The organism is Sinorhizobium arboris LMG 14919 (assembly GCF_000427465.1).
GTDB classification, from domain to species: Bacteria; Pseudomonadota; Alphaproteobacteria; order Rhizobiales; family Rhizobiaceae; genus Sinorhizobium; species Sinorhizobium arboris.
Genome location: NZ_ATYB01000014.1, coordinates 1680293 through 1706268, shown reverse-complemented (window position 1 = coordinate 1706268; position 25976 = coordinate 1680293). Strand labels below are relative to the sequence as shown.

20 protein-coding genes are annotated in these 25976 nt (G+C 62.9%); 13 read left to right on the top strand and 7 right to left on the bottom strand.

Going from position 1 to position 25976, the window contains the following annotated elements; all coding sequences use genetic code 11:
* Positions 1-82: 82 nt before the first annotated feature.
* Positions 83-1306 carry an MFS transporter gene (locus tag SINAR_RS0119515; protein ID WP_028000623.1) on the top strand — a complete coding sequence of 408 codons (1224 nt, stop codon included), beginning with the start codon at positions 83-85 and terminating at the stop codon, positions 1304-1306.
* Here the strand turns inward: SINAR_RS0119515 and dgcA are convergent.
* The gene (dgcA, locus tag SINAR_RS0119510) at positions 1258-2241 is read right to left on the bottom strand and encodes an N-acetyl-D-Glu racemase DgcA (protein WP_028000622.1); all 984 of its coding nucleotides are present in this window, start codon (positions 2239-2241) and stop codon (positions 1258-1260) included. The two genes, SINAR_RS0119515 and dgcA, sit on opposite strands and share 49 nt — an antisense overlap.
* Positions 2242-2426: 185 nt before the next feature.
* Between dgcA and SINAR_RS0119505 the strand changes: the two genes are divergently transcribed.
* The 4 genes from SINAR_RS0119505 to SINAR_RS0119490 all read left to right on the top strand — a co-directional run bounded on the left by SINAR_RS0119505 (position 2427) and on the right by SINAR_RS0119490 (position 6542).
* Positions 2427-3566, top strand: a complete 1140-nt coding sequence (locus SINAR_RS0119505) for an ABC transporter permease (RefSeq protein WP_028000621.1) — start codon at positions 2427-2429, stop codon at positions 3564-3566.
* 10 nt (positions 3567-3576) lie between these two features.
* Positions 3577-4386 (top strand): ABC transporter ATP-binding protein, encoded by an 810-nt coding sequence (locus SINAR_RS0119500; RefSeq protein ID WP_028000620.1) that lies wholly within the window; start codon positions 3577-3579, stop codon positions 4384-4386.
* 89 nt (positions 4387-4475) lie between these two features.
* Complete coding sequence (locus SINAR_RS0119495; RefSeq protein ID WP_028000619.1) at positions 4476-5846, top strand: MlaD family protein; 1371 nt, start codon at positions 4476-4478, stop codon at positions 5844-5846.
* Positions 5847-5927: 81 nt separating this feature from the next.
* Positions 5928-6542 (top strand): ABC-type transport auxiliary lipoprotein family protein, encoded by a 615-nt coding sequence (locus SINAR_RS0119490; RefSeq protein ID WP_028000618.1) that lies wholly within the window; start codon positions 5928-5930, stop codon positions 6540-6542.
* 64 nt (positions 6543-6606) lie between these two features.
* Here the strand turns inward: SINAR_RS0119490 and SINAR_RS0119485 are convergent, their stop codons facing one another.
* Together SINAR_RS0119485 and hemF are read right to left on the bottom strand one after the other, a co-directional pair.
* Positions 6607-6885, bottom strand: a complete 279-nt coding sequence (locus SINAR_RS0119485; RefSeq protein WP_028000617.1) for a BON domain-containing protein — start codon at positions 6883-6885, stop codon at positions 6607-6609.
* 84 nt (positions 6886-6969) lie between these two features.
* On the bottom strand, positions 6970-7881 hold the full coding sequence (gene hemF / locus SINAR_RS0119480) for an oxygen-dependent coproporphyrinogen oxidase (protein WP_028000616.1): 912 nt from the start codon (positions 7879-7881) through the stop codon (positions 6970-6972).
* Between the two features lie 203 nt (positions 7882-8084).
* On the opposite strand from hemF, the gene SINAR_RS0119475 reads away from it, so the two are divergent.
* Both SINAR_RS0119475 and SINAR_RS0119470 read left to right on the top strand, forming a co-directional pair.
* Complete coding sequence (locus tag SINAR_RS0119475) at positions 8085-8345, top strand: hypothetical protein (RefSeq protein WP_028000615.1); 261 nt, start codon at positions 8085-8087, stop codon at positions 8343-8345.
* Positions 8346-8489: 144 nt separating this feature from the next.
* Positions 8490-9683, top strand: a complete 1194-nt coding sequence (locus SINAR_RS0119470) for an MFS transporter (RefSeq protein WP_028000614.1) — start codon at positions 8490-8492, stop codon at positions 9681-9683.
* Here the strand turns inward: SINAR_RS0119470 and soxR are convergent.
* Positions 9680-10165, bottom strand: coding sequence for a redox-sensitive transcriptional activator SoxR (gene soxR, locus SINAR_RS0119465; RefSeq protein ID WP_028000613.1), 486 nt, complete (start codon positions 10163-10165; stop codon positions 9680-9682). The two genes, SINAR_RS0119470 and soxR, sit on opposite strands and share 4 nt — an antisense overlap.
* Before the next feature lie 78 nt (positions 10166-10243).
* On the opposite strand from soxR, the gene SINAR_RS0119460 reads away from it, so the two are divergent.
* A complete protein-coding gene (locus SINAR_RS0119460) occupies positions 10244-10816 on the top strand; it encodes an NADPH-dependent FMN reductase (protein ID WP_028000612.1) in 573 nt (190 codons plus the stop codon).
* Positions 10817-10867: 51 nt separating this feature from the next.
* Here SINAR_RS0119460 and SINAR_RS0119455 read toward each other — a convergent pair whose 3' ends face one another.
* Positions 10868-11329 carry a tRNA (cytidine(34)-2'-O)-methyltransferase gene (locus SINAR_RS0119455; protein WP_028000611.1) on the bottom strand — a complete coding sequence of 154 codons (462 nt, stop codon included), beginning with the start codon at positions 11327-11329 and terminating at the stop codon, positions 10868-10870.
* Positions 11330-11803: 474 nt separating this feature from the next.
* On the opposite strand from SINAR_RS0119455, the gene SINAR_RS0119450 reads away from it, so the two are divergent.
* The 5 genes from SINAR_RS0119450 (at position 11804) to SINAR_RS0119430 (ending at position 18731) form a co-directional block, all read left to right on the top strand.
* Positions 11804-13657 carry an ABC transporter ATP-binding protein gene (locus SINAR_RS0119450; protein WP_028000610.1) on the top strand — a complete coding sequence of 618 codons (1854 nt, stop codon included), beginning with the start codon at positions 11804-11806 and terminating at the stop codon, positions 13655-13657.
* Between the two features lie 118 nt (positions 13658-13775).
* Positions 13776-15641, top strand: a complete 1866-nt coding sequence (locus SINAR_RS0119445; protein ID WP_033057761.1) for an ABC transporter ATP-binding protein — start codon at positions 13776-13778, stop codon at positions 15639-15641.
* A 314-nt stretch (positions 15642-15955) separates the two neighbouring features.
* The gene (petA, locus tag SINAR_RS0119440; RefSeq protein WP_028000608.1) at positions 15956-16534 is read left to right on the top strand and encodes a ubiquinol-cytochrome c reductase iron-sulfur subunit; all 579 of its coding nucleotides are present in this window, start codon (positions 15956-15958) and stop codon (positions 16532-16534) included.
* 14 nt (positions 16535-16548) lie between these two features.
* Complete coding sequence (locus tag SINAR_RS0119435; RefSeq protein WP_028000607.1) at positions 16549-17829, top strand: cytochrome b; 1281 nt, start codon at positions 16549-16551, stop codon at positions 17827-17829.
* A 32-nt stretch (positions 17830-17861) separates the two neighbouring features.
* Positions 17862-18731 carry a cytochrome c1 gene (locus SINAR_RS0119430; protein ID WP_028000606.1) on the top strand — a complete coding sequence of 290 codons (870 nt, stop codon included), beginning with the start codon at positions 17862-17864 and terminating at the stop codon, positions 18729-18731.
* A gap of 406 nt (positions 18732-19137) precedes the next feature.
* Here the strand turns inward: SINAR_RS0119430 and SINAR_RS0119425 are convergent, their stop codons facing one another.
* Positions 19138-19560, bottom strand: coding sequence for a VOC family protein (locus SINAR_RS0119425; protein WP_028000605.1), 423 nt, complete (start codon positions 19558-19560; stop codon positions 19138-19140).
* 209 nt (positions 19561-19769) lie between these two features.
* Positions 19770-25934: an apolipoprotein A-IV repeat region-like domain-containing protein gene (locus SINAR_RS0119420; RefSeq protein WP_028000604.1), complete on the bottom strand. Its 6165-nt coding sequence runs from the start codon at positions 25932-25934 to the stop codon at positions 19770-19772.
* Between the last annotated feature and the right edge of the window lie 42 nt (positions 25935-25976).

Below are 25976 nucleotides of genomic sequence, written 5' to 3'. Positions count from 1 at the left end.
CAAGCTTCCGCTGTGACAACTAGCCGATGGCAAACGCACGCGCGGTTGTGTTAATGGTGGTGTACAGCCATCAGGTTTCTCCATGATTCCCTCATCTGCTCCCGCATTCGTCGCGGGGCCCCCGCCGCGCCATTTCGCACTCCGCATCGCGCTGCTCTTCTCAGCGCCGCTGATCGTCAACGGCTTCGCGATGCCGTATTTCCCGGTCTGGCTCAGCGGCCTGTCGCTCAGCGACTTCGAAATCGGCGTGGTGCTTGCGGTCCCGATGTTCATCCGGGTGATCACCGCCCCGCTGGCGGGCGTTCTCGCCGACCGCATTGGCGAGCGGGCGATCGTCCTGATCTGGTCCGGTATCCTGTCCTTCGCCGGGGCCATCGTTTTATTCTATGCGCAGAGCTTCTGGCCGGTGCTCGTCATCTACACTCTGCAATCGGCGGTTTATTCGCCCTATGTGCCGATTGTGGAGGCGATCGCGCTTTCCGGAGTGCGGCGCTGGGGTTTCGACTATGCGCAAATGCGTGTCTGGGGATCGGTCGCTTTTATCGGGGCGACGATGTTGGGCGGCTGGCTGATTGGGATTGTCGGGGGGCAGGTGGTCCTGCCGGCCATGGCGGCGGGCTTCGCGCTCACCATCCTGTTGGCCGTGGCGGCGCCGCGTGTCGGCCGGCCGCGCAGGCCCTCACCGATTACCGCGATCACCGAGCCGCCGCCGCAGTCGCTGCGCCAGTCCGATCTGCAACTGCTGCTGGTCGGCGTGACCCTGGTCAACAGCAGCCACGCGATGCTTTTCGCCTTCTCTGCCATCTACTGGCAGCATATCGGCTACAGCGGCACGCAGATCGGTGTCCTCTGGAGCGCCGGCGTGGCGGCGGAAGTGCTGATGTTCTTCTTCGCCAAGGCGATCGTCCGTCGTTTCAGCGTCTGGACCATGATCTTTTCCGGCTGCCTGCTCGCGGTCGTGCGCTGGCTGATTTTTCCGATGGATCTCGGCTTCTCGGGCTATTTCGTCCTGCAATGCCTTCACGCCTTCACCTATGCGATCATGCATACGGGCATGCAGCACAAGCTCGTCGAGCGTGTCGCCGAGGAGCAGGAGGCGGCGGCGCAAGGGCTCTATTTTTTCTACACCGGCATCTTCACGGCGATCTTCACCTTTCTGTCCGGCTATTTCTACGCCTGGTTCGGCGTCGACGGCTTCTACTCCATGTCGGTGGTCGCGCTCTCGGGCTGCCTGTTCACTTTCCTCGGCTGGTATCTTCAGCCCCAGAGGCTGGCCTCCGGCGGCAAGACGAGCGAGGTCTCGTAGCGCAGGCCCGGCGAACGGTCTTTGGAGAGCAGCAGCGGACCGTCGAGATCGACGAAATCCGCGCCCTGGGCGACGAGGACCGCCGGTGCCATGGCAAGCGAACTGCCGACCATGCAGCCGACCATGATCTTGAGGCCGAGGCTCTCGGCGGCTGCGCGCATGCGCAGTGCCTCGGTGAGCCCGCCGGTCTTGTCGAGCTTGATGTTGACCGCGTCGTAGCGGCCGACAAGCCTCTCGAGGTCTTCCGTGGCATGCACGCTTTCATCGGCACAGACCGGCACCGGCCGGGCCAGGGAGGCGAGTATCTCGTCGTGCCCGGCCGGCAGCGGCTGTTCGATGAGGCTGATGCCGTGCTCGGCGCAGGCGGCGAAGTGGGCGGCAATATTGTCGGCGGTCCATCCCTCGTTGGCGTCGAGAATGATCCGGCTGTCGGGTGCGCCGCTCCTGACGGCGCGAATGCGCGCCGTGTCATCCGGCGTTCCGACTTTCACCTTGAGAAGCGCCCGATGGGCGTGTTTCGCTGCCTGGGCTTTCATCTCCTCCGGCTCGGCGAGCGACAAGGTGTAGGCGGTGGTCAACGGCGTCGGGTCAGCCAGGCCGGCGAGCGCGGCAGCGGAGCGTCCACTGCCTTTTGCCTCGAAATCCCACAGGGCGCAGTCCACCGCGTTTCGAGCAGCGCCGGCTTTCATCGCCTGCTGCAGGTCCGTGCGCGTCATGCCCTCTTCGATGAGCGGCCGAACCGCCTCGATGGCACTCAGCACCGATTCGATCGATTCGCCGTAGCGGCCATAGGGGACGCACTCGCCCCATCCCGATAGCTCGCCGTCGGCAAGGCGGCAGGTGACGACGCTTGCCGTGGTTTTCGAGCCCCGGGAAATGGTGAAAGCACCGGCAATCGGGAAATGTTCGACGGTGGCTGTAAGAGAAATCGGCATAGGGGACCCTTTGACTGATCCGCTCCGGTCGCGGACGGCGGACTTTTCGCGAAGCTTGTGACCCATTGTGTCATTTCTGTCGCACCAGGGGCACTGTACGACTTTGAATTCCCGCACGATTTTGTCATCAAGCGGAATCTGGTTTAAGAGACTATGAGGAGAACGAGCTGAAAGACTGATATCACGTGACGCGTGCCCAGACAGAGACCGCTGCCGACGTCGTCGTCGAGGAGGGCGCCGCCGGAAACGGTCGGCGATATGTGTTTAGCGGCGACTGGCGGCATGAGACGGCGGAGGCGATGGCTGCCAAGTTGAAGCGGCTTGAAAAACCCGCCGGCGGGCAGAACGAGTTCGACTTTTCCGGCATCACGGCGATGGACACGGCCGGCGCGTGGATCATTCGTCGTTTCATGAATGGGATAGCCGACGAGGTTCGTTTCGCGGGCGGCCAGCGCTACGCCGAATTGGTCCGCGCCCTGCCGAAGCAACTGCGCCGCCCGGAAGAGAATGCGGCCAGAATGCCGCTTTTCCAGCGGCTGTTCACTCCAGTGGGTGAGTTGACGGTTTCCATATGGACCGACACGGTAGCGGCCATGTTCATCCTGGGGTCCGCAGTACGCGGCGCTCAGATGAAGCTCGGGCGTCACGCCGGCGTTTCGCCTGCTGCGATCGTTCACCAGATCGATCGTATGGGTGTCATGGCGACGCCGATCATCACTCTGATGTCGTTCCTGATCGGCGCCATCATCGCTCAGCAGGGAGCATTCCAGCTTCGCTCGTTCGGCGCGGAAATCTTCGTCGTCGATCTTGTCGGCATTCTGCAATTGCGCGAGATCGGCGTGTTGCTCACTGCAATCATGATCGCCGGCCGGTCGGGCAGCGCGATTACCGCCGAGATAGGCTCCATGAAAATGCGCGAAGAGGTCGACGCGCTCAAGGTCATGGGCCTGAGCCCGGTGGGCGTCCTGGTCTTTCCGCGTCTCGTGGCGCTGACGATTGTGTTGCCGCTCCTGACGATCATTGCGAACTTTGCCGCCCTTACCGGGGCCGCCATGGTGGCCTGGGCCTATTCCGGCATCACGATCCCGACCTTTCTGGCGCGATTGCAGGAGGCGGTCGATTTCTCTTCGGTCGCCGCCGGTATGATCAAGGCGCCATTCATGGCGCTCATCATCGGCGTCGTGGCCGCGGTCGAGGGACTGAAGGTCGGGGGCAGCGCCGAGTCGCTCGGGCGGCGCGTGACGTCGTCCGTCGTCAAATCCATATTCGTCGTGATTCTGATCGACGGATTGTTCGCCATGTTCTACGCGGCAATCGATTTCTGAGGTAGCGAACATGGTTCAAGCGGCAATCGAGAAGCAAGAGGATGCAAGGGAACAGCGAGAGGCGGTCCTCTCCGTTCGCGATCTTACCGTCGGATTCGGCGACCATATCGTTCTCGACAACCTCAATCTCGAAGTGCTGCGGGGCGAAATCCTCGGCTTTGTCGGCGCCTCCGGAACCGGAAAGTCGGTGCTGATGCGCACCGTCCTCCGGCTCCTGCCGAAGCGTTCCGGCACGATCGAAATTCTCGGCGCCGATTACGACAAGATGGGCGAGGCCGAGCGCATCGCGCTCGATATGCGCCTCGGCGTGCTGTTCCAGCATGGCGCGCTTTTCTCCGCCTTGACGGTGCGTGAGAATATCCAGGTGCCGATGCGCGAATATCTCGATCTGCCGCAAGATCTGATGGACGAACTGGCGCGGTTGAAGATCGAACTGGTAGGCCTGGCGCCGGAGGCGGCGGAGAAGTATCCGTCCGAGCTTTCGGGCGGAATGATCAAGCGTGCGGCCCTGGCGCGTGCGCTTGCGCTGGATCCCGACCTCGTCTTTCTCGACGAGCCGACATCCGGCCTCGATCCGATCGGGGCGGCGGAGTTCGACGAGCTGATCGCCAAGCTGCGGGACACGCTTGGTCTGACCGTGTATATGGTGACGCACGATCTCGACAGTCTGTTTTCGGTTTGTGACCGGATCGCCGTGCTCGGCAAGAAACGCGTTCTTGTCGAGGGCACCATCGAGGACATGCTCGCCTGTGACGAGCCCTGGGTGAAGTCGTATTTCCGGGGCAAGCGCGCAAGGGCGATCGTGCGCGAGCACGATTGAAACGAGAATGCTGGGGCAGGGAGCTATGGCAAAGCTGCTCGCAGAGGCACATGAACAGGCGGCCAGGACCGCAAGGGTAGGTAATGCCGATGGAAACTAAAGCGAATTATGCCATTGTCGGCTTCTTCACCGTCCTGGTCATCGCCGCGGCTTTCGGTTTCGTTTACTGGATGTCGCAGTATGGCCGGACCGGCCAGATGGTCGAGCTCGTCGTCAACATTCCAGGATCGGCAAACGGTCTCTCGGTTGGCTCGCCGGTGCGCTTCAACGGAATCAACGTCGGCAGCGTCCGCAATCTTGCGATCGATGCCAATGACCCCCGCTATTCCATCGCGATCACCGAGGTCTCGGCCGATGCGCCTGTCATGAAATCGACAAAGGCGACGCTCGAAGTGCAGGGACTGACGGGCGCGGCCTATATCGAACTCAGCGGCGGGCGCAAGGGGGACGAAAATATTCTGAAGACCGCTCTGGAGAGCGGCACCCAGGCGCATATCCTTGCCGATCAGTCGAGCGTCACCAGCCTGCTGGCGACCGCCGATCAGATTCTCGACCGAGCGAATTCGGCGATCACGGATATTCAAAGCTTCGTCACCGACGTCCGCGGTCCGCTGACCGCAACCATCGGCAATGCGGAACGGTTTTCCAAGGCACTGGCGGACAATTCCGATGCGATCGACCAGTTTCTGAAGAGCGTCGAGCAACTGTCGGGATCGGTCAGCGCAGCTTCGAAGAAGCTCGACGATACGCTTGCGAGCGCCGACCGGCTGATCAAGTCGGTCGACCCGAAGAAGATCGATAACATCGTCAGTAACGCCGAACAGGTGAGCAACGATCTGAAGGATGCTTCGGGCGGGGTTTCGGAAGCGATCGCCGGCTTCCGGCGAACGGTGGATACCTACGATCAGTTCGGCAAGAATGCGCAAGAGACGTTGAAACGCGTCGACGCCCTGGTTGCCGCCGTGGACACGCAAAAGGTCGGACTGGTCGTCAACGATATTTCTGCCGCGAGTGCGGACGCCCGCAAGATCGCCGCGCAAGTTTCGGACTTTGCCGAGAAGATCTCCGCCCGGCAGGAGGACATCGATCAGACAATTACCGATTTCACGCAAATGTCCAACAAGCTGAATGCGGCTTCGAATCGGGTCGATAGCATCCTCGTGAAGATTGACGGCTTCCTCGGAGACGCGGATGCTCCCTCGCTTTCGGCACAGGCGCGCGAAACGCTCGAGTCGTTCCGGCGGGTGGCGGAAAATCTCAATGCGCAGCTGGGCCCGATCGCTGAAAACCTGAAGCGTTTCTCCAATTCGGGACTGCGGGACGTTGAGGCGCTCGTCGGCGATACGCGCCGTACGGTTCAAAGCCTGCAGAATACGATTTCCGATTTCGATAAAAATCCGCAACGCCTTCTGTTCGGCGGCGAGACGGTTAAGCAATATGATGGCCGCACGCGGCGGTGATTCGCTGATCGAGGGTCGCGGGCTGGTTGTGTTGGGGGCGGGGAGCTGAACGGCGCCGCGTTGCAAGGGGAAATTTGGCGTATGGAGTTTCGGTGTCTGGTGGGTCTTCGTGGCGGAGGGGGGGGCCGGTCTGCTGTGGTTCTTGGATTGGCGATGGTGCTGGCGGGTTGCGGTACGCGCCAGGCGGCCAACGATACGTACAGCCTGGCATCCGTTCCTGCCGTAGAGCGTCCGGGAGCGACGAACCGCCAGCTTCTCGTGCCAGAGCCGACGGCGCTTAAGACCTTGGGCAGCGATCAGATCGTCGTTCGCCTTTCAAGGTCGGAGCTGCAATACCTCGCCCGGGCGCAATGGGGCGACAGCCTGCCCCGCATGGTGCAGGACAGACTGGTCCAGACTTTCGACAACACCGGCAAGATCCGCGTTGGCAAACCCGGCCAGGGGCTGGCCATCGATTACCAATTGATAACCGAACTCCGGGCCTTCGAGATATCGACCGATGGGGCGGCAACCGCGGTGGTCGAGATATTCGCCAAGTTGCTGGACGATCGGAACGGCACCGTACGGAAGCAGCAGGCGTTCCGCGCTGTCGTGCCGGTCAGGGGCGCCGGCAATCCCGCCTTCGTCACTGCGCTCGATGCCGCTTTCGCCCGGGTGGCGGCCGACATTGTCGGCTGGACGCTCGGCTCCATCTGAGGGAAGTCGTCTCGGAGCTTTCGCCCTCTGCCCTATCTGAGATAGCCGCTTTGTGGAAGGCTGTTCAACCGCTCCCGACCTTCGCGAGTTCGATGCGGTTGATCACCTCGGTCACCCCTTCGACCGATCGGGCCGCCTCCTCGGCGCGGGCAATCTCCTCCTCGGTCGCTACCGTACCGGCGAGCAGGATCGTGGTGCCCGAGCCGGTCACCGTGACCCCTATGGCGTCGAGGCCCGGCGCGACTGCAAGGCAATGAGCGACACGGCGCTCGAGTTCGGCCGGATCTCCGGCAGGCAGTCTCTCGGGGTCACCGCCGAAGAATGTCCGTTTCTTGAAGACCATGCGTCGCTCCCTTTCTCCTGGAGAGGGAAACGCCGATGCGGCGCATTTGTTCGCCTTTGCAACGGTGGTCGAATAAGCCGCGGCTCACGGCCAGCGCACGAGGGGAGGCAGGGAGGAGAGGATCGACTCGACGTTGCCGCCGGTCTTGAGGCCGAAAATCGTGCCGCGGTCGTAAAGGAGGTTGAACTCGACATACCGACCGCGCCGCACGAGCTGTTCGTTGCGGTCCTGTTCGCTCCAGGGTTTGCCGAAATTGTTCCGGACGATCCTCGGATAGACGAGTGCGAAGGCCTTGCCGACATCGCGCGTGAAGGCGAAATCCGCGTCCCAGCCGCCGAGTTCCTCCGGAGAGTGCAGCCAGTCGTAGAAGATCCCGCCGGTGCCGCGCGGCTCGTTTCGGTGTTTCAGGAAAAAATACTCGTCACACCACTGCTTGAACTTCGCATGATCGGCGACCTGGTGCCGATTGCAGGCGATCTCCATGGCGCGATGAAAGAGCACGGTATCCGGATCGGTCATGATGCGCCGGCGGTCGAGGACCGGCGTCAGGTCCGCGCCGCCGCCGAACCAGTTGCTGGTGGTCACGACCATGCGCGTGTTCATGTGCACGGCAGGGACATTGGGGTTGATCGGGTGTGCGATTAGCGAAATCCCCGATGCCCAGAAGCGCGGATCTTCGCTCGCGCCGGGTATCTGATTGCGGAACTCCGGCGAGAACTCGCCGAAGACGGTGGACGTGTGAACGCCCACTTTCTCGAAGACGCGGCCTTCCATCATGGACATGCGGCCGCCACCGCCCGTGCCTTCCTCGCGCAGCCAGTCCTTGGCGACGAAACGGCCCGCCGGGCGATCCGACAGCGGACCGGTCAGATCATCCTCTATCGCCTCGAAGGCCGTGCAGATCGTGTCGCGGAGACTTTCGAACCAAGCCCTCGCCGCTGCCTTCTTGTCTTCGATGTCGGCCGGCAGGCCCTGTGGCAGTTGCGGTCGTTCCATGGGGATGTGCTTCCGTTCGCGGACTTCCTGTCGGAATCCGCCGATTCGATATTTGCCGCCACAGTCCATATTTTCACCTGCTTGGCAACGGTGCCACGGCGGTAGCGACAGTCTAACGCATTGAACCGCTCCCGCGGAGGATCGGGACAAATGACTGGCAATAATGCGGCGCTCATCCTATCTTTTCGCAAGAGGTACAGCCCATGGCGAAGATACCCCCAGGACCGCCGCTGGACGGCTTGCGGCGCCAGATCGCCCGGCATCGCCGGAAATATCCGGCACGAAGCGACCGGCTTTTCGTGCGCGAGACGTTTCGGCTCGAGCGCGACGCCGCGCGTGCCAAGGCGCGTGAGTGGTTCGAAACCTGGCCAAAGGCTGCCTATTGGACGGAGGTCGAGAGCTGGCGCCAGCTCGAGGGCGGCGAGATCGAGTTCACGATGCGCCGTCTTCCGAGTGCAGACTGAGCGCGCGCAATCCCGATGTGACACCCGGCCAGGCGAGAAAAACCTTCGGCGGCCGATAAATGGCGTGGTCAAGACCATGGCGGCGCGGTAAACCATTTGGTGTTTCCTCTCGCCATTACGCGCACTCCGTTCGATCCCGCCCCGATGCCTGTTCTCCGTTCCATCATCGTGCTCTCCATCACTCAGATCGTTGCTTGGGGAGCGATGTTCATGTTCGTCTCGGTGACGGCCTCAGCAATGGCCGAGGACCTTCTCCTGAGGCCTTCGACCATCTATCTGGGCCCGACCGCCATGCTGGTCGCGATGGCCTTCTGCTCGCCGCTGCTTGCGCCAATCTACGCCCGTCACGGGGCGCGGCTCGTGCTCGCTGTCGGTTCGGCGGCTGCGGCTCCCGGCCTGTGGATGCTGGCCGGCTCCGAGGGACCGCTTTCCTACTTTGCGGCCTGGGGCATCCTCGGCATGGCCGGGGCGGCTGCGCTCACGACGTCGGCTCAAGTCTTCCTGACGGAGGTCGCGGGCGAGGGCGCGCGTCGGGCCATCGGGGCACAGATGCTCGCCATGGCGCTCGCACCCACGATCGCCTGGCCGGCCACGACCTTCTGCGAGGCTGCTCTCGGCTGGCGCGGCACATTCGTCCTCTACGGCGCGGTGATGCTCCTCGTCTGCGCGCCCTTGCATTTTTTCGGTTTACCCAGATGCGGGCCGCCGCAACGCAATCCCCCGGTACCCAATTCGAATCAATCCGCGTCTCCGGCTGTGGGGCGCCGGTGGCACATCGTTGCCCTGATCACGGCGGCGGTCGCGCTGAACGGCTTCGTTACCTGGGGTTTCCAGCTTGTAGTAATCGATCTTTTCCGCAGCTTTGCCGTACCGGGATACCTGGCTGTCGGTTTCGGATCGGCCATCGGTTTCATCCAGCTCTCGGCGCGGCTTTTCGATTTCCTCGGCGGCAATCGCTGGGACGGGTTGACGACGGGCCTGGTCGCGGCGGCGATCATGCCGCCGGCTCTGCTGGCGCTCGCGCTTGGCGAAGGGGCGGAATGGTCGATCGTTCTCTTCCTCGTGCTCTATGGCCTTTCGAGCGGCGCCATGTCCGTCAGCCGTGCTACGATGCCGCTCGTCTTCTTTTCGTCTGCGGAATACGGAGCGGTGGTGGCGCGCCTCGGCCTGCCGCTCAATCTCGCTTTCGCGGCGGCCCCGCCGTTCTTCTCCCTCCTGCTCGGCGAGGCGGGCAACAGGTGTGCGCTGGCATTTGCGCTTCTCTGCTCTTTCGGTGCATTGGCAAGCATCGTTCTGCTCTCGCGTATGAGGCCTGCGCGTTCGGGTGGACCCAGTTAGCCCGCCTCATGCTCCGCCCCATCGGCGGGATCGATGAGGCGTGGTCCCGTGCCTTCGGAGGCGAGAACGTCCCATGGATTGCGCAAGGGACAGTCGCGCATCGACAGGCAACCGCAGCCAATGCAGCCTGTGAGCTGATCGCGCAGCGCCGTCAGCTTTGCGATCCGCTCATCCAGCTGCTGCCGCCAGTTCTTCGAGAGTCGCCCCCAGTCTTCGACCGTCAGTGGCCGGTCGTCGGGGAGCACCGACAGGGCCGCCTGAATCTCGGCAAGCGGGATACCTGTACGCTGGGCAACCTTGATCACGGCAACCCGCCTCAGCACGGAACGCGGGTAGCGCCGCTGATTGCCCCGGCTGCGATTGCTGCGGATGAGCCCCTTGGTTTCGTAGAAATGAAGCGTCGACACCGCGAGGCCGCTGCGTTCGGCCACTTCGCCGACGGTCAGCTCGCGCTTGATATCATTGGACTTGTCTTTTTTCACGGCTGCTATTGACCTCAACTATAGTTGAGGTTCTATAGCATGAGCTCCCTGCAACCGACAACATGGAGCCGACACAGCATGACTGAGAAGATGACCCTTGCCTTGATCTACGGCAGCGCACGGCAGGGCCGTTTCTGCGACACGATCGCGAGCTGGCTTATTCGTGAGCTCGAGACATCCGACGTGTTCAGCCTGACGATCATCGATCCCGTCAGAATGAAAAGCACGCGTGGCGACAAATCCGTCGGTCCCGCCGAGTGGATGGAACGCAAGGTCGCAGAGGCGGACGCATTCATCGTCATCACTCCGGAATACAACCACGGCTACCCGGCGGCGTTGAAGGAGATGATCGATGCGGTCTATGAGCCCTGGCATGCGAAGCCGGTAGCCTTTGTTTCCTATGGCGGCGCATCGGGCGGCATACGGGCCGTCGAACAATTGCGGCAGGTCTTCGGCGAATTGCATGCCGTCACCCTGCGCGACGGCATCTCCTTCGCCAAGGCCTGGTCGAAGTTCGATGCGGCGGGAAATCTTTACAAGCCGGAAGAGATGCGAGCGCCGCTGTTCCTGATGATCGACCGGCTGACCTGGTGGGCGCGCACGCTGAAATACGCGCGCAAGGCAACGCCCTACAACGAGATTGCCGCATGACCGCCGTCAGGACGCCGGACTCCGGTGCCGCAGATGGCCGCCCGTTTCGGCTCAGAAGACACCGGTCTGCCGCAGCGCTTCTCCGGCGATCATGGCGGTTGCCATGGCGATGTTGAGCGAACGCTGGCCGGGCACCATCGGTATGAGGATGCGCGCGTCGGCCCGCTCATGAACGGGATCGGGAACCCCGGCGCTTTCCCTGCCGAAGAGCAGGACGTCGTCCGGCCGGAAGCTGAAGCGCGTGTAGGGCGCAGCCGCCTTGGTGGAGGCGAGCACAAGGCGTCTGCCGGTGCTCGACCGCCAAGTCTCGAAACGTTCCCAGCTGACGTGCCGGGTCATGGTCACAGCCGCGATATAGTCCATTCCCGCACGCTTGAGATTGCGGTCAGAAAGATCGAATCCGGCAGGCTCGATGATGTCGACCGAAAGGCCGAGGCAGACGGCGAGCCGCAGGATCGTTCCGGTATTGCCCGGAATGTCGGGCTGGTAGAGGGCGATGCGCAATTCGTTCATGGGCCGATCGAGAGATTGGGACGCGTGGATCAGTATGGCTGCTCCTATGCCACCGATCTCCTTTCCGATCCATGGCCGTATGTGCTCCGGCGCGGTTCGTTCGGCACCGCTGCTTTTGCTGTCGCTAATTTGTGCCGTATTGGCAACAGACCTGTGGCTGGTGAAGAAATGGGCACGAAAATGCCTGCGACAATCTGGCATGGCGGCGCGAATAAGGGTAATGCTCAGTCCTCTTCAACGCGAACCGAAGGAGGCATGCATGACCGTTGTGATGTTGACACGCCTCTCACGAGTAACACGGCCTTTCCTGGCCTGACCGGTTCCGCGCTTCTCCTTCTTTCGATCGGCCGATGCGCGCTCCGGTTCATCCGGAGATCAAGGTCCGCTCGCGGGCGTCATTTCCGGATTGCATTTACAAACATAACGAATGCGGGGCGACCCGCTTTCCTTCAAAATATCTGAAGGGGCTAGATAATGTTCGGCTGGTTTGAATCCCGCCTCAACCCTTACCCGACGGAGGAACCGACGCTTCCGCCAAAGGGTCTGTTTGCCTTTTGCTGGCACTATACGAAGCCCGCGGCTCCGTGGCTCTTGATCATGTCGGTCTGCACCATGCTGATAGCGATCGGCGAGGTCGCCCTGTTCCAGTTCCTGGGCAACGTGGTCGATTGGCTGTCCAATGCCGATCGCGATACCTTTCTGTCGGCCGAAGGCGGCAGGCTCGCCTGGATGGCAGCGCTGATCCTCATAGGTCTGCCGGGACTGGTCGCGCTCGACTCTTTTGTGATGCATCAGGTGTTGCTCGGCAACTATCCGATGATCGCGCGCTGGCAGATGCATCGCTATCTGCTCAGGCAGAGCATGACCTTCTTTGCCAACGAGTTCGCCGGCCGCGTGGCGACGAAGGTTATGCAGACCTCGCTCGCCGTGCGTGAAACAGTGATGAAGATCCTCGACGTCTTCGTTTATGTGGTGAGCTATTTCGCAACGATGTTGATTGTCGTGGCGGCTGCGGATTGGCGCCTCGTGATGCCGCTCGCCTTGTGGCTCGTCATCTATATCGTGATCGTCACCTATTTCGTGCCTCGGCTGCAGAAGATCTCCAAGGAGCAGGCCGACGCGCGATCGATGATGACCGGGCGCATCGTCGACAGTTACACCAATATCGGCACGGTCAAGCTCTTCTCCCATGCGGGACGGGAGGAGACATACGCGCGCGCGGGCATGGACGAGTTTCTGGGCACGGTCTACCGACAGATGCGCAAGGTCACGCTCTTCCACATATTCGTCTACGCAAACAACTGTATCGCCCTTTTCTCCGTCGGCGCCCTCGGGATCTATCTGTGGCTGACGAGCGGGATTTCCGTCGGCGCGATCGCCGTCGGGATCGGGCTTGCCATGCGTGTCAATGGCATGTCGCAGTGGATCATGTGGGAAGTTTCGGCGCTGTTCGAGAACATCGGCACGGTCTATGACGGCATGGGCATGATGACCAAGGCGCACGACGTCGTCGACAAGCCGAGTGCCGTGAAGCTCAGCGCCGACAAGGGTGCGATCAGTTTCGAGGAGATCCGCTTCCATTACGGTAAGGCCAAGGGCGTCATAGACCGGCTGTCGCTTGACATCCGGCCCGGGGAGAAGATCGGCCTGGTCGGCCGATCGGGGGCGGGCAAGACGACCTTGATGCACCTGCTTCTGCGCTTCTACGATCTGGAATCCGGCACGATCCGGATCGACGGCGTCGACATCTCGACGGTCACGCAGGACAGCCTGCGTTCACAGATCGGCGTCGTGACACAGGACACATCGCTTCTGCATCGGTCCATTCGCGACAACATCGCCTATGGGCATCCGCAGGCAAGCGACGACGACATCATCGCCGCTGCGAAAAAGGCGAATGCCTGGGACTTCATTCAGACGCTGGAAGACAATCTGGGCAGGCGAGGGCTGGACGCTCAGGTCGGCGAGCGCGGGGTCAAGCTCTCGGGCGGCCAGCGGCAGCGAATCGCGATCGCCCGCGTCTTCCTGAAAGACGCGCCGATCCTCATCCTCGACGAAGCGACGTCCGCGCTCGACTCGGAGGTCGAAGCCGCGATTCAGGAGAACCTCTTCGCCCTGATGTCCGGAAAGACGGTGATCGCCATCGCGCACCGCCTGTCGACGCTGACGGAGATGGACCGCCTGGTCATCCTCGAAGCAGGCCGGATCGTCGAGACCGGTTCTCACGGCGAGCTCGTCGCCAGGCGCGGCATTTATGCCGATCTCTGGTCGCGCCAATCCGGCGGCTTCATCGCCGACGAAGCCGAAAAGGAGGAAGCGGCGGAGTAACCCGCCGCTTCCCGCGCCTCCGCCGACAACGCCTTAGGCGGCTCGGAGTTACGCAATTGTAATGGACGCGGCAGTGAAAACGGATTGCCCGGATTTCAGAACCGCCTATATCGGAACAATGCTGCGCGCCATCGTCAAGATTTTCGAGGACTGGATTGACCCTTTCGCGCCGCGCGAACGGCTGCAGCCGCCGCGATCGCTCTGGCGCTTCGCCTGGTTCTATGCGAGCCAGGCAAAGGGTCCGTTCCTCGCCATGGCAGTGCTCGGCGGGCTCGTGGCAATGCTGGAGGCGGGGCTCTTCTATTTCGTCGGGCGGCTGGTCGATGTGCTCGATACGGTCCGACCGGAGGACGGCTGGCAAGGGCTGATATCGACCAACGGGCCGGAACTGCTCTTCATGCTGCTGACGGTGCTGGTTTTCCGCTTCGTCGCGGTGGCGCTTGCCGCTCTGGTGGAAGAACAATCGATCATCACCGGCTTTCTCAACCTGGTGCGCTGGCAGTCCTATGTTCATGTCGCCCGGCAGTCGCTCGCCTTTTTTCAGAGCGATTTTTCTGGACGCATCGTCACCAAGGTCTGGTCCGGCGCGCAGGCGACGAGCGACCTGATCGTTTCGCTGTTGCAGGTGGTCTGGTTCATCGTCATCTACACGGCCTCAACCATGGCGTTGATCGCTCAGCTGGACTGGCGCCTGGCGGCGATGGTTGCCTTCTGGATCGCGATCTTCCTCGTACTTGCCCGCTACTTCGTGCCGCGCGTGCGCAAGCATGCCCGTGAAACCGCGGAAATGGCATCGATGCTGAACGGCCGCATGGTCGACGCCTATGCGAACGTTCAGACGCTGAAGCTCTTCGGAAGCGACGAGGAGAACGATCGCTACATCCGCGCCGGCTTCCACCGGTTCCAGGGAGCCGTCATCCCATTCACCCGGCTGCTGACCGGAGTGAGGGCGTCGCTCGCGCTTCTGTCGGGTCTGATGATCGCGGCGATTGCGATCTATGCGGTACATTTGTGGCTGGCGGGCGCGGTCAGTTCCGGCGCCGTCGCCTTCACCCTGGCGCTGGTGCTGCGTCTCAACATGTTGCTCGGGCGCATGATGTCGCAATTCAATGCGATCATGCGCAATATAGGAACGATTCAGAATTCGGCCGAGCTGGTATCCCAACCGATCGGGCTGACTGATCGGCCGGGCGCACCGGAACTCAAGGTCAAACGGCCGGAAATCCGCTTCGAACAGGCGACGTTCCACTACGGCAGGGGCGGCGGGGTCATCGAGGACTTTTCCCTCACCATCCGCCCGGGAGAGAAAGTCGGCATCGTCGGCCGTTCGGGTGCCGGCAAGTCGACGCTCGTCAATCTGCTGTTGCGCTTTTACGATCTCGAAGGAGGGCGTATCCTCATCGACGGGCAGGACATCGCTGCCGTCCGGCAGGAATCGCTGCGCAGCCAGATCGGCATGGTCAGCCAGGACACGTCGCTTCTGCACCGATCGATCCGCGACAATATCCTCTTCGGTCGGCCGGGGGCGGGGGAGGAGCAGTTGATCGAGGCGGCCCGCCGGGCGGAAGCCTATGACTTCATCGTCGACCTGCAGGACCAGCACGGACGCAGAGGCTTCGATGCACATGTGGGCGAGCGTGGCGTCAAGCTTTCCGGCGGCCAGCGCCAGCGTATCGCGATTGCCCGTGTCATGCTCAAGGATGCGCCGATTCTCGTACTGGACGAGGCGACTTCGGCGCTCGACTCGGAAGTGGAGGCGGCGATCCAGTCCAATCTGGAACGGCTGATGCAGGGCAAGACGGTACTGGCCATCGCGCATCGGCTATCGACGATCGCGGCGCTCGACCGGCTCGTCGTCATGGATAGAGGCCGCATCGTCGAGGACGGCACCCATACCGAACTGATCGCCAATGGTGGTCTCTACGCCGATCTCTGGTCGCGCCAATCAGGCGGTTTCATCGCGCGGGAAGAGGCCGCGGAATAGGGCGCTTCGCGGCGCGGCTACGACCCGTCAAGTCCTTGTGCCAATTGGTCGCGCCTTTCCCCGCGACAATCTGCCCGCCGCCCCTTGTCAAGGCTGGACATAATCTGCGATCAGGCATAGAACGCGCCGGATTGATGGGGAATCTGCGTGCAGAATTTTTCCCGGATTCTGACATCCGATCCGTGGCTTGCCTCAATGGGCCGGATAGGGTGCCAGCGTTTGACGGGGCGTGGTTCCAGGCTCGGGACGGGGCAGGAAGCGCGCCGGGGGCGGATGCGGTTTCCGCAACATTTGCGTGAGAGGATGTTTTAGCCGTGAGCGAACACGAGACTTCAAGCGAGACCATGGGCGAGCCCACTCGCCGCGATTTCCTATACCTGGCTACCGGTATGGCCGGCGTCGTCGGCGCCGGTGCGGCGGCGTGGCCGTTCATCGACCAAATGCGTCCGGACGCATCGACGCTGGCGCTCGCTTCGATCGAAGTCGACGTTTCGAGCTTGCAGCCGGGCATGTCGCTGACGGCGAAGTGGCGCGGCAGGCCGGTCTTCATCCGCAACCGCACCGATAAGGAAGTGGAAGACGCCAAGGCCGTCGCACTCGATGATTTGAAGGATCCGGTGGCGCGCAACGCCAACCTTCCGGCCGATGCCGAGGCGAACGATCTCGATCGTTCCGCCGGCGAAGGCAAGGAAAACTGGATCATCATGGTGGGTGTCTGCACCCATCTCGGTTGCGTGCCGCTCGGTCAGGCGGGCGACTTCGGCGGCTGGTTCTGTCCCTGCCACGGCTCGCACTACGACACGGCCGGCCGTATCCGCAAAGGCCCGGCACCGGAAAACCTCGCCGTGCCGACCTTCTCGTTCGTTTCCGACACAGTCATCAAGATCGGTTGAGGGGACTACTGATAATGAGTGCTGATCATTCAACCTACACGCCAACGACAGGCATCGAGAAGTGGGTTGACTCCCGTCTTCCGCTGCCCCGGCTCGTTCACGACTCGTTCGTCTCCTATCCGGTTCCGCGCAACCTGAATTACGCTTACACCTTCGGCGCCATGCTTTCGGTGATGCTGATCGTGCAGATTCTCACCGGCATCGTCCTGGCCATGCACTATGCCGCAGAAACGAGCGTCGCCTTCAATTCGGTCGAGAAGATCATGCGCGACGTCAATCACGGTTGGCTGCTGCGTTACCTGCACGCCAACGGCGCGTCGTTCTTCTTCATCGCGGTTTACCTGCATATTGCCCGCGGCCTCTATTACGGCTCCTACAAGGCGCCGCGAGAGATCCTCTGGATTCTCGGTGTGGTCATCTATCTCCTGATGATGGCGACCGGCTTCATGGGCTACGTTCTGCCCTGGGGTCAGATGTCCTTCTGGGGTGCGACCGTCATCACCGGCTTCTTCTCGGCCTTCCCGCTGGTGGGCGAATGGATCCAGCAGTTCCTGCTCGGCGGCTTCGCAGTCGACCAGCCGACGCTGAACCGCTTCTTCTCGCTGCATTACCTGCTGCCCTTCATGATCGCTGGCGTCGTCGTCCTGCACATCTGGGCGCTGCACGTCACCGGCCAGACGAATCCGACCGGCGTCGAGGTCAAGTCCAAGTCCGATACCGTGGCCTTCACGCCCTACGCGACGCTGAAGGATGCACTCGGCGTGTCGGTCTTCCTGATCGTCTATGCGTGGTTCGTCTTCTACATGCCGAACTATCTGGGGCATCCGGACAACTACATCCCGGCGGACGCGCTGAAGACCCCCGCTCATATCGTTCCGGAATGGTATTACCTGCCGTTCTACGCGATGCTGCGCGCGATCACCTTCAATATCGGCCCGATCGACTCCAAGCTCGGCGGCGTCCTGGTGATGTTCGGCTCGATCATCATCCTGTTCTTCCTGCCCTGGCTCGACACGTCGAAGGTTCGTTCGGCCGTCTACCGCCCGTGGTACAAGCTGTGCTTCTGGATCTTCGTTGCTGACTGCATCATGCTCGGCTGGCTGGGCTCGCGCCCGGCGGAAGGCCTCTACGTCGTGATGTCGCAGCTCGGCACGTTGTACTACTTCGCCTTCTTCCTCGTCATCATGCCGGTCCTCGGTCTGATCGAGACGCCGAAGCGCATTCCGAACTCCATTACCGAAGCGGTGCTGGAAAAACAGAATGCCAAGGCGCAGTTGAAGCCCGCACGCGCCTGACCGGAACAGCGATCGATAAGGAACCCACAACAATGAAAAAGCTTGTTACAGGCATTCTGTCACTCGCTGTCGTCGCCGGTCTCGGGTTTGGAGCGGCTATCGCCCAGGACGAAGCAGGCGGCGAAGAGCACGGCGGGGGTACGCCCCACTACCCGATTCACAAGCCGGAACAGCAGGACTGGAGCTTTGCCGGCCTGTTTGGCCACTACGACAAGGGGCAGCTGCAGCGCGGCCTGAAGGTCTACACGGAGGTCTGTTCGGCCTGCCACTCGATGGAGCTCGTCTCCTTCCGCACGCTCGAAGGCCTCGGTTACTCCGATGCGCAGGTGAAGGCCTTCGCAGCGAACTATGAGGTCGAGGACGGACCGAACGCCGATGGCGAGATGTTCACGCGCAAAGCGATTCCGTCCGATCACTTCCCGTCACCCTTCCCGAACAAGGAAGCGGCTGCCGCGGCCAACAATGGGGCGGCACCGCCGGACTTCTCGCTGATCGCGAAGGCACGGGGCATCGAGCGCGGCTTCCCGCAATTCGTATTCGACATTTTCTGGCCCTATCAGGAAGGTGGCCCTGACTACATCCACGCACTTCTGACCGGTTACCAGGATCCGCCTGCGGGTATGGAAGTCGCCGAAGGCACGCACTACAACCCGTATTTCGCCGGCGCCGCGGCACTGGCGATGGCGCCACCGATCTCCGACGATCAGGTTACCTATGACGACGGCGCCCCCCAGACCGTCGACCAGTACTCCAAGGACGTTTCGGCGTTCCTGATGTGGGCCGCCGAGCCGCATCTCGAAGATCGCAAGCGCACGGGCTTCATGGTCATGGTGTTCCTGCTCATCTTCACGGGTCTCATCTACCTGACGAAGAAGTCGGTCTACGCGAACAAGGAACATTGATCCCTATGCTGGCATAGCCAGCCTCGAGATCACCGACAGAGCCCCGGTCTATCCGGGGCTTTTTCCGTTAGGCGCCGGGCATTGCGCGTAATGCCGCAACGGAGGTCGTCTTGGCCGCTGTGTGCCGGCCGGGGTGAATTGCAGGTGCATGTCCTCGGCGAGCCTGGCGATGGGAACCGCCAGGCGAAGGCTGGATCTGGACGAGGAAGAGTGTGTGCGGTCTTCCGTGCGCAAGCCGCCCAAATCTGTCGGAGGAGGGTCGCCCTCATGATTTAGCCCGATCCGGGCATCGCGATGTGACTGAACAGCAAGGGTGTCGGCGCGAGGAACTCGACGGGTAGCTGCCGGCGTTTGCGCGGCTGAACTCGAAACGGCGCCCGCCGCATCGTCATGTCGAGCCGCCGACTTATTCGGCCAAGGTCCATTCCGGATTCCAGGCGATCTCCCAGAGGTGGCCGTCCGGATCATGGAAGTAGCCGGAATATCCGCCCCAGAAGCGGTCGCGGGCCGGGTTCGCAATAACCGCGCCTGCGCTTGCGGCCTGCGCCATCACCGCATCGACTTCCTCCCTCGAATTCACTATATGCCCGATCGATACCGCACCAATCCGCGCCTGCGTCACTTCGATGCCGGCGTCTCTGGAAAGCGACGTGGCGGGGAAGAGAGCCAATATCAGATCGTCCCCCATGTGGAAAAAGGCGACGGCTCCGTCTTCGTACTGGTCGCCGACGATTCCCTTTGTCGGCAGCCCCATGCCGTCACGATAAAAGGCGAGGGACCTTTCAAGATCATCGACGGCGAGCGTAATGACCTTTATCCGGGGTTTCATCTCAGCCTCCCGACTGCTGCGCGTGAAGGGCTTCATGGGCGTCAGCGATTGGTTTCGCTTTGATTTGACCAATTCCCGACGGAAGCAGTTTCCCATCAGCGGCCCCTGACGTCAAAGAGTCGAGTGGGCGGGCAGCCGGCGGTCGCTCCAATACAGAACGGCCCCGTCTTGCGACGAGGCCGTTCCTGAAGGGCGGTTGCTTTCCGAAATCAGCTGAAGCGTCCTGCCGCGTGGGCGAGCATCGTGTAGACCTTGCCCGTATCGGACGTCAGATAGGTCTGCGTGATGCGCTTGTCGGGGTCGTTGCGTGCGACATCGGCGAGCAGCTTCTCGAAATCGGCGATGTAGCGGTCGACGGCGGTGCGGAACTCCGGTTCGCGATCGTATTTGCGTTTGATCTCGTCGAAGGTCTGCTGCCCCTTCAGCGTATAGAGGCGGCGTGTGAACACGTCGCGCTCGCCGCGCTGATAGCGCCGCCAAAGCTCGACGGAGGCATCGTGATCGATAGCACGCGCGATGTCCACCGAGAGCGAATTCAGCGATTCGACGACGTGGCGGGGGTTGCGGCTGTCGCCGGCTTTTGCAACCGGCTGGCTCTCAGTCTGCCGGGGTCTTGCCACCACCGGCTCTTCCTCGCGAGAGGCGGCGCGCAGGAGATCGCGCATCCAGCCACCGCCCTCTTCAGCGCGTTCCTCAGTTGCCGGCGGACGGGCAGGCTGCAGCGGGCGGGTGGCCTGCTCTATTCCCAGGCTTCCGCGCAGCGCCGCATTCGGAGCCGGCTGCGGCGCGGCCGGCTGCGGCGCGGCGGCTTGTGGGGCGACGACGCGGGCGGCCGGGACAGCGGGGGCTTCCGGCTGGCGAACGGGCTGGGCGACCTCGAGCTGCGAGGAAGACTTGCCGATGATCTCGGACAACTCCTGCAGCGCCTTGATCTGCTCGCCAACGGCACGCCGCATCATTGCCGCGTTTTCCTTGGCCTCTTCCGGAAGGTCGAAGGCGCCGCGCTTCAACTCTTCGCGCGTCATGTCGAGTTCCTTGCGGATTTCCCCGGCGGAACGACGGATGTCGTCGGTGGCGCCATTGAAGCGGCCGATCGCATCTTCGATCGCCTGGCGGACGGCTTCGCGCAACTGGGCGGCAACGCCATCGGACTTCTTGCCGCTGTCCGCGAGCATGCGCTCGACGTCGGAGACGGAAGCACCGATGGTGCCGCGCAGCCGCGATGCCGCGTCCTTGGCACGCTCTTCCGCGGTCGCGAACGCTCCTTCGAGCGCTTGTCCGGCTTCCTCGCCAGCCTTGGCTACCGCTTGCCGCAGGACCTCGGAGGCGCTGAGTGCGCGGCCTTCGACTTGCGACAGCGTCGTGTTTGCATCGGCGAAAGAGGTTTCGACACCGGAGCGCAGCCTGTCGGCGATCTGGCGCGAGCGTTCCTCGGCTTGCGAGAAGACCCCTTCGACGGAAGCAGCGGCTTCATCGCTTGCCTTGACAAGCGTATCGCGCAGCGCCTCGGCAGCTTCGGTCGCCCGCTGTTCGGTGTTCGACAGCAGCCGGCCCACATCGGCGAAGGAGGACTGTATACCGCTGCGCAGATTGCCGGCGACCTGGCCGGAGCGCTCCTCGGCGCGCTGGAAGGCGCCGTCGACGAAGCCCTCGAGCGCCCTCATGGTCCGCTCGATTTCTTCCGAGCGCTGGACGAGGCCGACGGACAGCGTCCTGAGTGCGTCCTGCCGTTCTTCGAGCGTGCTGACCAGGTTCGATTGGGCAGCAGCCAAGAGGTCGGAAGCCTGTCCGAGAACCTTCGAATGGTCTTCGAAGCGGCCGACGATGCCGCCGATCTGCGATAGCGTCGAAGAGGAAATGTCCGACAGCTTGTCGACTTTGCCTTCGATCAGGCGGGTCGAGGTGGAGAGCATGTCGGAGGCTTGCCGCGCCGTCTCCGATACCCGTGCGGCCGTCGCCTCGAGCCGCTGGTCCATATCGCCGAGATTGCCGCTCGCCTGGTCGATCACTGTGGCGATCGCCGAATTGCTTGACGCGAGCTGGTCGATCAGGCCCAGCGCCGTCGACTGCAGCCGGTTCTCTACCATCTTCATCGCTTTGGCGGTCTCTTCCGCACGCAACGAGATGGCGTCGAGCGTCTCGCCGGTCCGTTCGGTGATGGCGTTGACGAGCGCTGCATTTTCGGCACGCAAGCGGTCGGCGCTTTCACGGGTGAGCGCGGCGATGCGCTCTGCGGCCTCCTTGCCGGTAGCGGCATATTGTTCGATGACCGGGCGAGCCTGTTCGTCGAGAAGACGTGACAGTTCCGTCGAGCGCCCGGCGAGCATCGAGTTGAGCTCGCGGGTGCTTTCGTCCAGCGTGCTGCGGATGGACTGGCCGCGCGCATCGAGCGCCTTCTCCGCATCGGTCAGGCTCTGCTGGATGCTCTTGGCATGGCTTGCGATCTGGCTGTTGGTCGAGGCTAGACGGGCCGTCGCCGTTTCCGCAGCTTCCGTGACCGAACGGGCGAGATCAGCGTGGCGTGCGGCCGTAGCCGATGCGGTTTGCTCGATCGAAGATGCAAATTCGGCATTGCTCGCGGCCAGAGCGCCCGCGAAGTCCGCGCCCGCCTTGGACAGGAGCCCGGCCGACCGGGCGGCCTCCGCGTCGATCTCCTGAGTGGCGTCGCTGACGGCACCACGCAAGCTGGTGACGAGCGCGGCAGCCTTCCCTTCGATCGTACGGTTTACGTTCTCGAGGCCGATATTGAGGGCTCGATCCATCGTGCCGAGACGCTCTTCGATCCGGCCAGTGCCGGCCTCGATCGCAGTCGATATCCGCGTTGCCGCAGCCTCGCTGATCCGGTCGATCTCGCCCGCGCGGTCGCCGAGACTGTCGGCGATCCGCTGGCCGGCATTGTCGACGATGGCATTGACGCTGCCGACGCTGTCGCGAATGCGCTCCTCGAGGGAGCCGAGACTCGTTTCGATGCGGGCGCCCGTATCGCCGAGAACGGCATCGACATCGCCGACGCTGCTGCGGATGCGCTCCTCGAGCGAGCCGAGGCTTGTCTCGATCCGGGCGCCGGTCTCGTCAAGGCGGCTATTGACGCCGCTGATGGAAATGTCGACGCGGTTGGTGAGCGTGTCGGCCGCGAGACTGATCTGATCGGCTGTTTCGGCCAGGCGTTCGGCGATTTCGCCCGTCGTCGAGCGCATGCGTGCGTCGAGCGATTCGGCACTGCGGTCGATCGCACCGGCGATGGATGCCTGACGCTCCTCGAGCGACATTTCCAGCATGCTGGCGCTGGTCGCCAAAGTGGTGGCCATCGCGATCGATTGATCGGACAGCAACTCTTCCAGCCGCTCGCGGCCCTGTCCGACGGTCAGGTCGATGGTGTTGATGCGGTCGTCGAGCGTCGAGCGCAATTGCTCATGCGTGTTCGCCAGCGTGTCGCGCAGCTGGGCGGCCTTGCCGGATAGCGTCTGATCGATCTCGGTGGCCTTGCTGGCAAGCGAAGCCGTGGCTTCCGACGTGCGGGCGGCAAGCGCTTCGGTGCTGCGCTCGATCGCTCCGGCAATCGAGGCCTGACGCTCTTCGAGTGACATTTCCAGCATGCTGGCGCTGGTTGCAAGCGTCGTCGCCATCGCCATCGACTGGTCGGACAGCAGTTCTTCCAGCTGCTCGCGGCCCTGGCCGACGGCGAGGTTGATCGCCGTGATCCTGTCGTCGAGCGTCGAGCGGATCTGCTCGTGCGTCGTCGTCAAAGTGTGGCGCAGGTGTTCGGCCCTGCCGGAGAGCGTCTGTTCGATCTCGGCGGCCTTTCCTGCAAGCGAAGCCGTGGCTTCCGACGTGCGGGCGGTAAGCGCTTCCGCGATCTCCGCGCTGGTCCCGGCCAGTGTCTCCGAAATCTTGCCGACGCGGCCGCTCAGGTCCTCGGCGATGCGGGCGCTGGTGTCGGTGAGCGTATCCGCGATCAGGCTGACGCGACCGCCCAGGTTCTCCGCGACTTCGGACACGCTCTGCGAAAGCTTGTTTTCGATCTCGCCGACGCGGTCTGTCATGGTCTCGGCTACCGCCATGGCGCGGAACGTCAGGCTATCGGCGACGTCTTCGGCATGACGGCTGAGCGAGTCGGCCATTTCGTTGGCGCGCGCCGACATGGTCGAGTTGATTTGCGCCGCGCGTTCGGCGAGCACGCCGTCGAGCGCTGCGGTCTGCGTCGACAGCGCTTCGGTGATCGTCTGGCCGCGCTCGGAGAGAACACGCTCCAGTCGGTCTGCGGTGTCGCCGACGGTGCTTTCGATGACGCTCGCTCCCGAGGTGAGGGCGGTTGACAGCGCGGCGGTACGTTCCGAAAGCGTGTTGTCGAGTCGGTGCTGGCTTGCAGCGATCGCGCTGGTGATCTCGTCGGTGGATCCGGTGAGAGTCTGTTCGATGCGGGCGTGAGCAGACTGCAAGCCCTCGATGAAGGCGGACGTACGGGAGTCGAGCCCGTCCGTCAGGCGTTGTTCGCTCGTCGTCAGCGCGTTGGCGAGCGCATCGGCGCGCTGGCCGAAGCCGTTCTCGATGCGCGCCTGCGCTTCGGTCAAGGCTCCCATCAGCGAGCCCGTCTTGTCCGAAAGGACGCTCTCGATGCGGTTGTGGGCGTTGCCGACCAGATTGCTGAGTTCGGAGGTGCGGCTACCGATCGTCTCTTCGATGAAGTCCTGCGTCGCGCCGAGCGCCGTTGCCAGGGTGAGCGACTGATCGGAGAGCGCCGAACTGATCTTGTCTACGCTGCTGTCAAGCGCCCCACCGATCGCCTCCGAGCCGCCCGAAACGGTCTCGTTGATCCGATGGAGGCTTTCCATGAGCTTCGTATCGAGCTGGCTGGCCCGCTTGTCGAAGGCGCTTGCAAACTCGTGGAAGCGTTCGTCGAAAGCGCTTGCCAGTTGGCCGACCGTCGTTTGCAGCTTCTCCTCGAAAAAGCCACCGCGCAGATCGAGGTCCATGATTGCGTCGTCCGCGCTCGATTTGAGGCTCTGGCGGAAACTCGCACCCTTTTCGTCAAGTGCCGAGTTGAGCGAGGAAAGCACGTCGTCGAGGCCGCCGGAAATCGCCTCCTGACCGATCCGGAGGCTTTCATTGAGGTCACGCGTCCGGGCGATCAGCGTCTCGTTGAGTTGACGGGCGCGTTCGTTCAGGGCGGCGTTGAGCTTCTCGGTATTCGCATCGAGCGTGGACGCGCGGGTTTCGAACTGGCTGAGCAACTGCTCGCCGCGCTGCGTCAGGTTCTCGCTGAGCGCATCGAGACGCGCGTCGAACTCGTTGCTGAGCGCCACTCCGGCGGTCGTCAGGCCCGAAAGCAACGCGTCGGTCCGGGTGGTCAGCATGGTGCTGAGGTTTTCGAGCGCATGGTCCGATTTGTCGGTAAGTGCCGCGGCCCGCGTATCGATGAGCGAAGCGAAGGCTTCGCCCGAAACGGCGATACGCGACGCGATGTCCTCGCTCGCCGTCTCAAGGTCGTCCCTCAGCTTGGTATGTGCGCCGGCGATAGCCGTGCGGATCCGCTCCGAATGGCCGATGATCGCTTCGCGTTCGAGGCCGAGCTCCTGGACGAGCGTGCGGACGCGCAGCTCGTTTTCGCTGTAGCTGCGCTCAAGTGCGCTGACTTCGGAATGCACCAGCGCTTCGAGCTCGGTTGCCCGGGCGATGGTGCGCTCTATGCCCTCGTTCATCGCCGAGACTTCGCGGCGTACGGCCTGGCCGACCGTCATTACGCGGTCGGCCGCATTGGTTTCCGGCTCGGCGAGCCGCATCGCGACCTCGGCCATCGACCGCGCGGCGCTGCGCAGTTCCTGAGAGCGCGCGATCATGATCGCGAAGGAGAAGAAGAGCATGACGGGCAGGGCGATGCCGAGAAGAACACCGATCGTTCCAGGCATTGCCGCCAGGTCGCCGAGAGAGCGAATCTGCCAAATCTCCGGCGCATAGAGAAGGTGGGCGACGCCAAGTCCGGCGACCGTCCAGAACAGCGAGACGATCGCTGCGACCCGGATCGCCGCGCGGCTGGAGCGCACCTCCAGCGAGCGCAGCATGGCGGCGGGAGACTTGCGCGTGTCGTCGTTGGCGGGCGCCAGCGGAGGCTGCTTCGGCGCCATCTCGCTCGCAAAACTGCGCGGCGCCTCGGTGCTGTGTGCGGGCTTCTGAGCTTCCTGTTGGGCTCGTGCGGCGCGGGCCTCAGCGGATCCGGCAGCCTGCCTGCCGGGCTCGGACACGCTCTCGTCCGGCTCGTCCAGGGAAGTCTCGTCCTTCAAGGCCGACTTCAGGTCGTCAAAGTCGATCTTCAGGGCAGCTTCCAGCGCCTGGAATGCCTTTTCGTCGATCGACTCGTTGGTCTTCTTCGTCGCCATACGGTTACGCCTCACTACTATTGCCCGATGATGGCCGTCTTC

Coding starts and splice junctions, on each gene's coding strand:
- SINAR_RS0119515 (WP_028000623.1), top strand. CDS start 83: ATGATTCCCTCATCTGCTCCCGCATTCGTCGCGGGGCCCCCGCCGCGC.
- dgcA (WP_028000622.1), bottom strand. CDS start 2,241: ATGCCGATTTCTCTTACAGCCACCGTCGAACATTTCCCGATTGCCGGT.
- SINAR_RS0119500 (WP_028000620.1), top strand. CDS start 3,577: ATGGTTCAAGCGGCAATCGAGAAGCAAGAGGATGCAAGGGAACAGCGA.
- SINAR_RS0119495 (WP_028000619.1), top strand. CDS start 4,476: ATGGAAACTAAAGCGAATTATGCCATTGTCGGCTTCTTCACCGTCCTG.
- SINAR_RS0119490 (WP_028000618.1), top strand. CDS start 5,928: ATGGAGTTTCGGTGTCTGGTGGGTCTTCGTGGCGGAGGGGGGGGCCGG.
- SINAR_RS0119485 (WP_028000617.1), bottom strand. CDS start 6,885: ATGGTCTTCAAGAAACGGACATTCTTCGGCGGTGACCCCGAGAGACTG.
- hemF (WP_028000616.1), bottom strand. CDS start 7,881: ATGGAACGACCGCAACTGCCACAGGGCCTGCCGGCCGACATCGAAGAC.
- SINAR_RS0119475 (WP_028000615.1), top strand. CDS start 8,085: ATGGCGAAGATACCCCCAGGACCGCCGCTGGACGGCTTGCGGCGCCAG.
- SINAR_RS0119470 (WP_028000614.1), top strand. CDS start 8,490: ATGCCTGTTCTCCGTTCCATCATCGTGCTCTCCATCACTCAGATCGTT.
- SINAR_RS0119460 (WP_028000612.1), top strand. CDS start 10,244: ATGACTGAGAAGATGACCCTTGCCTTGATCTACGGCAGCGCACGGCAG.
- SINAR_RS0119455 (WP_028000611.1), bottom strand. CDS start 11,329: ATGAACGAATTGCGCATCGCCCTCTACCAGCCCGACATTCCGGGCAAT.
- SINAR_RS0119450 (WP_028000610.1), top strand. CDS start 11,804: ATGTTCGGCTGGTTTGAATCCCGCCTCAACCCTTACCCGACGGAGGAA.
- SINAR_RS0119445 (WP_033057761.1), top strand. CDS start 13,776: ATGCTGCGCGCCATCGTCAAGATTTTCGAGGACTGGATTGACCCTTTC.
- SINAR_RS0119435 (WP_028000607.1), top strand. CDS start 16,549: ATGAGTGCTGATCATTCAACCTACACGCCAACGACAGGCATCGAGAAG.
- SINAR_RS0119430 (WP_028000606.1), top strand. CDS start 17,862: ATGAAAAAGCTTGTTACAGGCATTCTGTCACTCGCTGTCGTCGCCGGT.
- SINAR_RS0119425 (WP_028000605.1), bottom strand. CDS start 19,560: ATGAAACCCCGGATAAAGGTCATTACGCTCGCCGTCGATGATCTTGAA.
- SINAR_RS0119420 (WP_028000604.1), bottom strand. CDS start 25,934: ATGGCGACGAAGAAGACCAACGAGTCGATCGACGAAAAGGCATTCCAG.